We start from the raw sequence: 11,562 nt of genomic DNA, 5'->3' as shown, positions 1-11,562 counted from the left end.
GCTATTTATCATATCAGCTATATTTAAAAATTCAAAAGTATTCGATTCCTAAATACGTTGTTCTTGTTCTTTTGTTTGGAATGATTTCTTTTACTTGTTTTTATTTTTATTTTCCCTCAAACTTTTATTTCCTGGTACTCAAAAAATTTCCATTTACCACTAAAGAGATCTTATATTTTTCAGGTGTGGCGTTTTGCATTCCGTTTTTTTTTAACTTTTTTAAAAAAATATCTTTTGATAGAATAATTGGTGAATTGTCTTACCCAATTTATATTTCACATATGGTAATATACATATTGTGTATTAATAGCAATATTCCAATATTGAAAACCGGCTGGTGCGTAGCGGTAATCACCATTTTTTTTGCTTATCTCTTAAACAGGTATATAGCCTTACCGATAGAAAAATATCGTCAAGGAAGATTACGCAGGTGAATTTGAATTTTACAATAAAAGAAAAATAGTGTTTATAGATCTGTTTGAGTTGCTTGATTTTAAGGTGATTAATGATTTTTTAATTGTGTAAAGCAATATTTATAATTAATAATTTAAGATTTTTTTTAAAATTTAATTGGAAATTAAAATATCAAATTATACCTTTGCAGTCCGTTAACGATACGGAAACGCATTTGTAGCTCAATTGGATAGAGCATCTCACTACGGATGAGAAGGTTTGGGGTTCGAATCCCTACAAGTGCACAGAAAAAAGAGGATTTCATTTTTTGAGATCCTCTTTTTTTGTTTGCTGGTTTTTCATCTGACCGCATAAAATATCACAAATACTAAAATTTTTTATAAAATTTAATAAAAATGTAAAAGGATTGTTTGGTCTGCTTGCCTGGTATTTGGAGAAAATTCTGTTAAATGTAAAAATGGCACAAGATTCTTTGTAGAATAAAATAAATGTCATTAAAATAGCCCTTTTTTAAATAAATTCTCAATTTTAAATGGCATCTAAATTAATAATTATATATTTGCAGCCTTGAAAGTAAACAATGTCTAATCCTATTAATCAGTGATTTGAAAATTACTTTTAACAGAGCCATAGGAATAAGGCTTTTTTAATTTTTGAAGACAACCTAAACAACTTGAATGCTTAATTTAGTTCTCTTTGGCCCTCCAGGGGCGGGTAAAGGCACCCAATCTGAAAAACTGATTACAAAATATCAGTTGGTACACGTTTCAACAGGCGATCTTTTTAGAGCACACGTTAAAGGAGAAACAGAATTAGGAAAAAAAGTGAGTCAATTGTTAGCTGATGGAGAATTGGTTCCTGATGCCATTACAATTGCCATGCTTGAAGAAGAGGTAGATAAAAATCCTGATGCTAAAGGATTTGTGTTTGATGGATTTCCGCGTACCGTTCCGCAAGCAATTGAGCTTGATTTATTTTTAGAGCGTAAAGGCAGTAAGATTGCTGGTGTGATTGCTTTAGATGTTGATCAGGACGAGTTAACTAAACGTATTGCTGAGCGTCATAAAACCAGCGGCCGTCCGGATGATGACGCTGAAAAATTGAAAAAACGGATTTCAGAATACTTTGATAAAACCATCCATGTATTACCTTATTATGAAGAGCAGGGAAAGTTGAATAAAGTAAACGGAATTGGTGAAATAGAAACCGTATATAATGATCTTTGCGCGGTAATTGATCAGTATAAAGTATAAAGTTCATATAGTAAGTATAAAGGAAAAGGCTTTAATTAATCTCTGATCCATTATTAAAAACATAAAAAGGAGTTATAATGTTAAAACGTTATAACTCTTTAATTTTAAGGGAATTGTTGTTTCAACGTTCCGGTATTAACATTTCAACATTAAAATATGTCACAGGGTTCGAATTTCGTAGATTATGTAAAAATTTGTTGCCGTTCTGGTAAGGGCGGGGCAGGTTCGGCACATTTGCATCGTGATATTTTAACGTCAATGGGTGGACCCGATGGCGGTGATGGTGGTCGTGGTGGCCATATTATCGTTAAAGGCAGTATCCATATCTGGACATTATTACACCTTAAATACCGTAAGCACATTATTGCTGAAGATGGTGGAGCAGGTGGTAGTTCCCATAAATTCGGTAAACAAGGTAAGGATGAAATTCTGGAGGTGCCACTTGGTACCATTGCCAAAGATGCAGAAACCGGAGAAATCCTCTTCGAAATTACCAAAGATGGCGAAACCAAAATTCTAACAGCCGGTGGTCGTGGTGGTTTGGGTAACGCACATTTTAAAAACTCCGTTCAGCAGACACCCCGTTTTGCACAGCCAGGTGAGCAGGGACAAGAGGTTTGGAACATTTTAGAATTAAAAGTTTTAGCTGATGTTGGTTTGGTTGGTTTCCCAAATGCCGGTAAATCTACTTTACTCTCGGTCGTTTCGGCGGCTAAGCCAGAAATTGCTGATTATCCTTTTACCACTATTGTGCCTAATCTGGGCATTGTAAGTTATAGAGGCGGAAAATCTTTTGTAATGGCCGATATTCCAGGAATTATTGAAGGTGCATCAAAGGGTAAAGGTTTAGGTTATCGTTTTTTACGCCATATTGAACGTAATTCGGTATTGTTATTTATGGTTCCGGCTGATACAAGCCGTTCGATCAAAGAAGAATACGAAATTCTTAAAAGTGAATTAGAATCTTACAATCCTGAATTAATGCAGAAACCTCATGTTTTAGCCATTACCAAATCGGATATGTTAGATGAAGAACTAATGGAAGAAATGAAACAGGATCTGCCGAATATTCCATCTATATTTATTTCGTCAGTAGCTGAGAAAAATATTCTGGAGCTGAAAGATATGCTTTGGAAAGCAATTGAGGGATAAGAAGTTCATCAGTTCATTAGTCAGTTGTTTTTGGTGCGAAATTCAACCAATGAACCAATGGCTAATGAACAATTAGATTAATTCAATAGTTAACCCCTTATCCTGTCTACAGCCAATCCAATCCATTCTTTAAATAACATTTCCCATGCGCCTAATGCACTGGCATTTGGGATAATGAAATCACTTAATTCAAAATCTGGATTTCCGGAAAAATTGGTTGGGTAATATTCAATCTTGGACTGAGTTTGTTTATCGAAAATCAGTTTTGCCCTTGGGATGTGCCAGGCACTGGTAATCACCAGAATTTTAGCTTTAGGATTCTTTTTCCTGATGAGTGCCAGACTATATCTGGCATTTTCGACCGTATTTCTACTCTGGTTTTCAATCAGGATTGCAGAATCAGGAAGGCCAATCAGTTTTAGGTATTTAACGGCTAAATCAGCTTCCTTTACTTGTCGGTTTATTAAATTTGCACTTCCACCACTAAGCAATATCTGCTTAATCTGTCCTTTCTTATACAGCGCAATGGCTTGAAACAACCGATCGCCTGCCCAGTTAAAAGCAATTTCATTATTTCGTTTATTTAAACCTGAGAAACCGCCCAGTACTATTCCGACATCATATTGCTCAGCCTTCGGATAGCCAGCTTCGTAACTGTTGAGTATTCTCCCGACAATAAATGAATTGGAAAAAAAGCAGAAAACAATCAGTGCACAGACTAGATACCTTTTCCTTTGTTTAGGCTGTTTTGATGCTATTGCCAAAATCAAAAGCACAAAAACCCATACTATTGGTTTAATGAGAAAAGATAAAATCTTCGAGAGGATAAAAATCATATACTGATATTATCCTGTAAAACTAAGAAATTGTTTAAACGGTAAAAGGTTTTGGCATGTATTAATTAATGCATGCCAATAACCAGTTCATGTCTTTATATTTTTATCCCTGACCTTCCTGTACCTGACCGTTTTCGTGCGCATTTTCTAAAATTTCTTTCACATCCGATTTGCGTTTCTTAGCAACAGTATGTTTAAAATGTGGCACTTCATGCTCAACAATATCATCTTCAATGGCTTCTACACCAAAAACTTTCTCTTTTAAAAGATTGTACTTGTCCTGAAATCCGTAACGAAGATTTCTGGCTCCGCCGGCAATTTTTCCACGGGTACCTGCACCACTGTCAGGGGCAAATAAAATACTAATTACTGCGCCTGCTGCTAAACCAGCCACTAAGGCAAGTGCTATTTTTGCACTGTTATCTGATTCGTGCTTTAAGTATTTTCCGATTAACTTTCTGTATTTCATAACGTAGCATTTTTAAAAAGAACAAATGCCATCATATAATGTTTCGTAAAATCTAAACCAAATCGCAATAAAGCATAATATTTGGTAAGTTTAATATTTTAAATATCTCATAAATGGTAAAAGCAACAATAAACAGGGAACACTATGCATGTTCGGTGAGTAATGGTTCTCATGACATTATAGTAGACGAACCTTTAGAATTGGGTGGAACACATAAAGGATTTGCACCAAAAGGATTATTAATGGCTTCTTTGGCTTCGTGCGTAGCCATTACTTTAAGAATGTATGCCGATAGAAAAGAATGGCCCATCGATAAAATTGAGGTGGAAGTAAACATTGATACCGAAAATGGTGAAACCATATTTTTTGAAGAAATTACCTGTACAGGGGTACTTACCGAAGAACAGAAAATCAGATTGGAAGAAATCGCAGCGAAATGCCCGGTGAGCAAAATTTTAGCCGCTGGTCACGAAATCAGATCTAAGGTACTTTAAGTGGACGGTGCAAAACTCCTTTATATAATCATAAAAAGCTTTAATATCTTTGTCGAAACCCAAGCGTTCGCTGTGGTAAAAAAATAATTTATGCCTACCGAGATAAAATGCCCTAACTGTGCCCATGTTTTTCCGATGGAAGAAGCAATGGCCGAAGATTATAAGAAAGAGCTACGTGAGAAAGCGGCGGCTTATGCAAGGCAAAAAGATGAAGAATATCAACGCAAGCTGCAGGTTTTTGAATCAGAAAAACAGCAGCAGTTGAAAGCTTTTGATGCTAAACTTGCTGAAGAGAAAACCAGGCTTAAGGATGATTTGGAGGAAAATCTGCGTAAAAGTATTTCGGCAGATTTTGAAACCAAACTGCAAATGCTGGAAGGTAATGCAAAAGATAATGCCGAAAAACTGAAGCTAGCCCGTGAAAAGGAACTGGAGTTTTTACGCCGCGAGGAAAGCCTTAAAGTAAAAGAAGAAGAAATGGAACTTGCCTTTCAGCGTAAAATGCAAGAGCAGCGTAATGAGTTGGTAGAACAGATTCGTAAGCAAGAGGCAGAAAAAAATAGTATTAAAGATACCGAACACCAGTTGCGTTTAAAGGAACTGGAAAAACAGCTCGACGATCAGAAAAAACTGGCCGAAGAAATGAAACGCAAGGCAGAGCAGGGCAGTATGCAATTGCAGGGCGAAGTACAGGAACTGATTTTGGAGGAATTGCTGCGCACTAATTATCCTTTCGATTTAATTGAAGAAGTTGGTAAAGGTGTGCGTGGCGCAGATTGCGTGCAGGTGGTGCGCAACCAATTCGGACAGGAATGCGGTAAAATAATTTACGAAAGCAAGCGTACCAAAGATTTTGGTGGCGACTGGATCGAAAAACTGAAGAAAGATATGCGCAGCATGGGCATTGATGTAGCGGTAATCGTGAGTCAATGTTACCCTAAAGGCATGGATTGTTTCGGGCAGCGCGACGGGGTTTGGATTTGTTCTTTCGAAGAAGTAAACGCCGTGGCTTATGTGTTACGTGAGGGGATTTTGCGCCTCGCTGGCGCTGTAAAATCGCAGGAAAACCGTGGCGAAAAAATGCACATGCTTTACGATTATTTAATGGGAGCAGAGTTTTCAGAACAATGGAAAGCCATTAGAGAAGGTTTTATGAGCATGAAATTATCTATACAACGCGAGCGTGACGCCATGGAACGTTTATGGAAAGCACGTGAAAAACAGCTGGAGAAAGTATTGTTAAATGCAACCCATATCCGCGGTTCGATAGAAGGCATTGCCGGTAGCGATAGTGTGCAGCTGAGCTTAACCGATGAAGATGACGATACTTTGCTTTTAGAGTAATTTATAGGCTGTTTAAGCCTCTCAGGTTTCGAAACCTGAGAGGTATGGACAATAAATATCTTTTCGGTGTTAAGTAAACCAGAACCTGCAGGTTCAAATGTGATATAAGTAGTAATAATAAATAAATGATGATATGAATAAAAAACTAAACCAATTCTTTAACCGCTTTGCAATCCTTACTTTAATATGCACTGTGCTTTTTTTTGGGAATGCTTTCGGGAACGTTCCCGGTGAGGATTTGAAGTCGCCGGATGGTAATCTGGTGGTCAGCTTTGCCTTGGCTGAAGGGGGAGTACCTACCTATAGCTTAAAGTACAAAGGAAAAGACGTGATAAAAACCAGCAAACTGGGGCTTGAACTTAAAGATGGTAAATCGTTACTGGATGGTTTCACTATTACTGATACTAAAACCAGTGCATTTAACGAAACCTGGAAACCAGTTTGGGGAGAGGTAAAAGAAATTGTAAATCATTATAACGAACTGGCGGTAACTTTAACACAAAAAGAAACTAATCGTTATATTATTGTGCGTTTACGCCTGTTTAACGATGGTTTGGGTTTTAGATATGAATTCCCTGAGCAAAAGAATTTAGCTTACTTTGTTATTAAAGAAGAGAAAACGCAGTTTGCCCTGGCTGGCGATCATAAAGCATTTTGGCTTCCGGGCGATTATGATACACAGGAATACAGTACAGTAACGTCAAACTTATCAGAAGTGCGTGGTAAAATGAAGGCCGCGGTAACACCAAATGCATCGCAGACCACTTTTTCGCCAACCGGTTTACAAACGCCTTTGATGATGAAGAGTAAAGATGGTTTATACATCAATATCCATGAGGCAGCACTGATCAATTATTCTTTAATGTCGTTAAATCTTGATGACAAAAATATGGTTTTAGAATCGTGGTTAACGCCTGATGCCATTGGCGATAAAGGTTATATGCAGGCGCCTTGTTTATCGCCCTGGAGAACCATTATCGTGAGCGATAAAGCAGGTGATATTTTGACCTCAAAATTAACCTATAACTTAAACGAAGCAACAAAATTTAAAGATGTATCGTGGATAAAACCAACCAAGTACGTGGGTGTTTGGTGGGAAATGATTACTGGCAAAAGTACCTGGGCCTATAATGATTTAACCAGTGTTCAATTAGGTGTAACCGATTATGCAAAAACTAAACCTAATGGAAAACACGCTGCAAATACCGCACATGTAAAAGAGTACATCGATTTTGCTGCTAAAAACGGATTGGATGCGGTGTTGGTTGAAGGCTGGAACGAAGGCTGGGAAGATTGGTTCGGTAAAACAAAGGATGATGTTTTTGATTTTGTAACGCCCTATCCCGATTTCGATGTAAAAGAACTGCACCGTTACGCGGCGAGCAAAGGCATTAAAATGATAATGCACCACGAAACTTCTTCATCGGTAAGGAACTACGAACGCCATTTGGATACGGCTTATAAATTTATGAAAGCCAATGGATATGATGCCGTTAAAAGTGGTTATGTAGGCAACATGATCCCAAGAGGAGAGCATCACTATGGGCAATGGCTAAACAATCATTACCTGTATGCCATCCAAAAGGCTGCTGAGTATAAAATTATGGTGAATGCACACGAAGCGGTTCGCCCGACAGGCCTGGCACGTACTTACCCTAACTTAATTGGAAACGAATCGGCCAGAGGAACAGAATACGAAGCTTTTGGTGGCAACAATGCCGATCATACTACAATTTTGCCCTTTACACGTTTAATTGGCGGACCGATGGATTATACCCCTGGTATTTTCGAAACCAAAGTAAGTGTTTATAATCCTGAAAATATTTCATTTGTACACAGTACACTGGCCCGCCAGCTGGCGCTTTATGTTACCATGTATAGTCCATTGCAGATGGCTGCCGATTTGCCTGAAACGTATAATAAGTACATGGATGCTTTTCAGTTTATTAAAGATGTGGCAGTAGATTGGGACGATACCAAAGTTTTAGAAGCAGAACCTGGTGATTATATTACTTTTGCGCGTAAGGCGAAAGGTAAAAACAATTGGTTTGTTGGCCGCACCAATGATGAGGTAGCCCGAACCTCTAAAATCGATTTTAGCTTTTTAGATCCAGGTAAAAAATACACGGCAACCATTTATGCCGATGCTAAAGATGCTCATTATGAAACCAATCCTAAAGCCTATACCATTCGTAAAATGGAGGTAAGCAATAAAACGAAATTATCGCAGTATTGTGCACCTGGTGGAGGATATGCGATTAGTATTATGGCGAAATAAATTAAGTAAGTGGTGTCATTTGTTATCAACTGACACTGTTTCAAGTCGTAGCGTCTCGCTACGACTTTTTTTATTGTTTTAGCCACGGATGTACACAGATAAACACGGATTAAAAATTTATTTCAGTATCTATCATGCTGGTTAGATCCTGAGATGAACTCAGAATGACGAAAGCTAAGAGAGTTCTTTCCCGCAGATCTCATTGACAGCGGCAGAAAAATAATCAATTTGCGTTAATCATCTTAAATCTGCGGGATTATTTTTGTAATTGGCAGTTAATTGTGTCGAGTCACCTTGACAGATCATAACAGCTGATTGCGGGAAAATAACTTATTTTATAATATCTTAGCAAAGACATTAAAACCAAGCAATTTTTAACAAAATATTACCATGCCCAGAACCAAAAACCATATCGAACTTCAATTTTTAAGCGAACCTTCTGACGTTAATTATGGCGGTAAGGTACATGGAGGTATGATGATGAAATGGATTGATCAGGCTGCTTTTGCCTGTGCTTTACAATGGAGCCAGACTTATTGTGTAACGGTTTATGTTGGTGGAATCAGGTTTTTTCACCCTGTTCATATCGGTCACCTGGTTAAAATGGAAGCACGTATTATTTATACAGGCAAAACCAGTATGCACATTGCTGTTGATGCTTTTTCTAAACCAGTAGGGCAGACCGATTTTGTTAAGAATACACATTGTATTATTGTTTTTGTAGCCGTTGACGATGATGGACAACCAAAGGCAATCCCAGCTTTTAAACCCAAAACCGAAAAAGAAATTGCCATGCATGGTTATGCCGTTAAATTAATGGAACTACGTAAAAGCATTGATAAGGAAATGGAACCTTATATTGTGTAAGCGCGTGGCATTGAGCGGTTGGCGGTGTGTTTTCCATCTTCCATTTTCCATCATCCATCTTTTCCCTGTATGCTCTGCCTTAAACTTTGCGTCCTTTGCGGTTAAAAACGCGGAATCTACTCCACAACAGGCAAACTAAAACAAAATTTACTGCCTTCGCCAATGGCGCTTACCACCCATATTTTTCCGTTTTCGGCTTCAATAAAATCTTTAGAAATGGCCAGTCCCAATCCGGAGCCTGATTTATTCTGACCATCCGTAGGCACCTGAAAATACCTGTCGAATAGTCGTTTCTGGTATTTTTCGTCAATACCTTTCCCAAAATCGCGTACCGAGAATTCTATAAATTTATCCTTTTGGAAAATATCGATGATTACCTTCGATTTTTCGGAACTATAACGCAAGGCATTGGATAAAAAGTTAACCATTACCCAGGCTGTTTTCTGGATATCGGCATTCACGTTCGGTAAATTCTGATCGCAGTTGAGTACCAGTTCAATTGATTTTTGCTCGGCCTGAAACTTAACCGCATCGATGGCATATTGAACAATTTCTTCTGGTTTGGTGATGGCAAAAGTAAGTTTTAAATTACCCGTTTCTACTTGCGAAAGATCTAGAAGTTCGCTGGTGATTTTGAGCAGTCGGTCACTATCTTCTTGGATGTGGTTGAGTAGTTCGTGCTGCTCGTCATTCATCCCACCTACACGCTCATCGTTAAGCAATTTCAAACTCATTTTGATAGACGATAACGGTGTTTTTAACTCGTGTGAAACCGTAGCGATAAAATTTGTTTTGGCTTCATCGAGTTCTTTAAACTGGGTAATGTTTTTTAAAGTGTAAACACTCCCGGCAGATTTAGATGAGGCAATTAATGTATTTTCGTCCTGTTCTTCATAATTTGGGATGATAATTTCGCGGTTTTCCAGCAGGAAATAAGATTCTTTATCATCGGCATAAATTTTTAAGGTATTGTCATTCGTTTCGGGTTTAATGATCCGTTTAAGCAGCTCGTTTTTTTGCATCAGTTCGGCCACATTCTGACCAATAACCTTATCTTCATCCAGACTCATTAACTTGGCAGCCAGGTGATTTAAGAATAACACCTCACCTTTTTCATTTAGGCCAATAATGGCATCCTGCATTTGAGCAATAATGGCCTCGATGCGCGATTTTTCTGATTTAATTTTAGATAAGTTACTGTTTTCCCATTCGTTTAACTTAACCACCATTCCGTTAAAGGAGTCTGCCAGTTCGGTAAACTCATCATCATTTTCGAAATGCAAACGTTGTTTGTAATTTTTACGACTGATCTGTTTAATGGCAGCACTAAATTCGGCCAATGGATTGGCCACAAAACCAGGGAAATTGACAATAAAAGTAAAGAGTATAATAAAGCTCAAGGTCGCCGCAATCATAATGTACAGGTTGGCTCTTGAGGAAGCTTCGTTGGCCAGCTCATTTTTGTCGTAAATGGCTTTCATATTTACCTGCTCGATATTTTGGAGCGCTACGCGTAAATCTTTGATGCTGTTTGCTTTAATGGCTGATGATTTCGAATCGTTAAGCACATTAAAAGCGATTTCTAATTTCTGGAAAGCCGCTTTTTCACCGGGTTCGGTAATGTTTAAACCCTCATTTTTTAGGTTTTCAGTAAATATTGCCTGTTGCGTGCTGTTTAATGGAAAAGGATGCTGATCGATTACATTGCGCATGGCGGCAACATATTTCAGCGATTTGTAGTTGTCTTTAAGGATCACCTTCGATTTGTCGGAAAGCTCATTCAAGTAAAAGAGCGCAATTAATCCGAAGGATAAAACGATTATAAAGAGAAACCCGAATCCGAGGCGGAGTTTGGTCTTGATTTTCATCTGTTTTTATTTTTTTTAATGGTGATGAAGCTATCATGATTTACTTATTTATTGTGAAGTTTTGTAAATCATTGATGGTTTCATGGCTTTTTTTAGTTTAACCGCAAAGGGTAGAAAGTTTTTCGCAAAAGAAAGCAAAGTTATTTGGTTTGCGTATTCCTAAATTTATCTATACGGTTTTGTAGTAAAAATATGGTTTAATTGGATTTGTTTCTTTATCAAATGATACAACAGCTGATTAATATAAATGGCGTAGGGTCAATTGTGATGCCAATGGGTTTAGCAGCTTCATTAACTTGTTGTTTTTTAGCGTGATAGAAGTGTTTTTCTATTTATCAGAAAAAAAATGCCGCAAAAAACCTTTTCATTTTGGAAGGGTTTTTACCATTTTGAAGTATTGTATCGGAGGATATAATGCACTGTTTTACGTTCCTAAACCTGATTGACGTGAAAAGCCCGTAGCACAGCGAGGACTTGTAACAGAAAGCAGGAGTGACACTCACATGAAACACCGCTGCCATCCCTTAGGTTTGAGAAAGATTATCAAAGAATTAAATTTGACAAAGGAAACCTTAAAAGCAGAGGTG

At 37.7% G+C, this 11,562-nt stretch carries 9 protein-coding genes and 1 tRNA gene; 7 read left to right on the top strand and 3 right to left on the bottom strand.

Features of this window, described 5'->3' with window-relative positions; genetic code table 11:
* Positions 1–624 precede the first annotated feature (624 nt).
* The 3 genes from AC07YT_RS24765 to obgE all read left to right on the top strand — a co-directional run bounded on the left by AC07YT_RS24765 (position 625) and on the right by obgE (position 2,819).
* Positions 625–698, top strand: a tRNA-Arg gene (locus AC07YT_RS24765).
* Positions 699–1,091: 393 nt separating this feature from the next.
* Entirely contained in the window at positions 1,092–1,667 is a 576-nt protein-coding gene (locus tag AC07YT_RS24760; RefSeq protein ID WP_086547556.1) for an adenylate kinase, read from the top strand.
* A 156-nt stretch (positions 1,668–1,823) separates the two neighbouring features.
* The gene (gene obgE / locus AC07YT_RS24755; RefSeq protein ID WP_029277724.1) at positions 1,824–2,819 is read left to right on the top strand and encodes a GTPase ObgE; all 996 of its coding nucleotides are present in this window, start codon (positions 1,824–1,826) and stop codon (positions 2,817–2,819) included.
* An 89-nt stretch (positions 2,820–2,908) separates the two neighbouring features.
* Here obgE and AC07YT_RS24750 read toward each other — a convergent pair whose 3' ends face one another.
* Both AC07YT_RS24750 and AC07YT_RS24745 read right to left on the bottom strand, forming a co-directional pair.
* A complete protein-coding gene (locus AC07YT_RS24750; RefSeq protein ID WP_086547555.1) occupies positions 2,909–3,655 on the bottom strand; it encodes a YdcF family protein in 747 nt (248 codons plus the stop codon).
* Between the two features lie 103 nt (positions 3,656–3,758).
* Positions 3,759–4,124: a YtxH domain-containing protein gene (locus AC07YT_RS24745; protein WP_086547554.1), complete on the bottom strand. Its 366-nt coding sequence runs from the start codon at positions 4,122–4,124 to the stop codon at positions 3,759–3,761.
* Positions 4,125–4,237: 113 nt separating this feature from the next.
* Here AC07YT_RS24745 and AC07YT_RS24740 point away from each other — a divergent pair, with 113 nt between their 5' ends.
* From AC07YT_RS24740 to AC07YT_RS24725, 4 genes are all read left to right on the top strand, one after another.
* Positions 4,238–4,618, top strand: coding sequence for an OsmC family protein (locus AC07YT_RS24740; protein WP_086547553.1), 381 nt, complete (start codon positions 4,238–4,240; stop codon positions 4,616–4,618).
* A gap of 90 nt (positions 4,619–4,708) precedes the next feature.
* A complete protein-coding gene (locus AC07YT_RS24735; protein ID WP_086547552.1) occupies positions 4,709–5,962 on the top strand; it encodes a DUF2130 domain-containing protein in 1,254 nt (417 codons plus the stop codon).
* A 133-nt stretch (positions 5,963–6,095) separates the two neighbouring features.
* A complete protein-coding gene (locus AC07YT_RS24730; RefSeq protein ID WP_494945574.1) occupies positions 6,096–8,240 on the top strand; it encodes a glycoside hydrolase family 97 protein in 2,145 nt (714 codons plus the stop codon).
* A 390-nt stretch (positions 8,241–8,630) separates the two neighbouring features.
* Positions 8,631–9,107, top strand: a complete 477-nt coding sequence (locus tag AC07YT_RS24725; protein WP_086547551.1) for an acyl-CoA thioesterase — start codon at positions 8,631–8,633, stop codon at positions 9,105–9,107.
* A gap of 116 nt (positions 9,108–9,223) precedes the next feature.
* Here the strand turns inward: AC07YT_RS24725 and AC07YT_RS24720 are convergent, their stop codons facing one another.
* Positions 9,224–10,975, bottom strand: a complete 1,752-nt coding sequence (locus tag AC07YT_RS24720) for a HAMP domain-containing sensor histidine kinase (protein ID WP_086547550.1) — start codon at positions 10,973–10,975, stop codon at positions 9,224–9,226.
* Positions 10,976–11,562: the final 587 nt, after the last annotated feature.

The sequence above is a fragment of the Pedobacter sp. GW460-11-11-14-TSB4 genome, assembly GCF_059423705.1.
Note: the sequence above shows the minus strand (reverse complement) of the source record. Positions and strands in the feature narration are given on the sequence as shown.

Excerpts from the sequence above, each read along its gene's own strand:
- AC07YT_RS24735 (WP_086547552.1), top strand. The coding sequence starts at position 4,709 with ATGCCTACCGAGATAAAATGCCCTAACTGTGCCCATGTTTTTCCGATG.
- AC07YT_RS24745 (WP_086547554.1), bottom strand. The coding sequence starts at position 4,124 with ATGAAATACAGAAAGTTAATCGGAAAATACTTAAAGCACGAATCAGAT.
- obgE (WP_029277724.1), top strand. The coding sequence starts at position 1,824 with ATGTCACAGGGTTCGAATTTCGTAGATTATGTAAAAATTTGTTGCCGT.
- AC07YT_RS24720 (WP_086547550.1), bottom strand. The coding sequence starts at position 10,975 with ATGAAAATCAAGACCAAACTCCGCCTCGGATTCGGGTTTCTCTTTATA.
- AC07YT_RS24760 (WP_086547556.1), top strand. The coding sequence starts at position 1,092 with ATGCTTAATTTAGTTCTCTTTGGCCCTCCAGGGGCGGGTAAAGGCACC.
- AC07YT_RS24740 (WP_086547553.1), top strand. The coding sequence starts at position 4,238 with ATGGTAAAAGCAACAATAAACAGGGAACACTATGCATGTTCGGTGAGT.
- AC07YT_RS24730 (WP_494945574.1), top strand. The coding sequence starts at position 6,096 with ATGAATAAAAAACTAAACCAATTCTTTAACCGCTTTGCAATCCTTACT.
- AC07YT_RS24725 (WP_086547551.1), top strand. The coding sequence starts at position 8,631 with ATGCCCAGAACCAAAAACCATATCGAACTTCAATTTTTAAGCGAACCT.
- AC07YT_RS24750 (WP_086547555.1), bottom strand. The coding sequence starts at position 3,655 with ATGATTTTTATCCTCTCGAAGATTTTATCTTTTCTCATTAAACCAATA.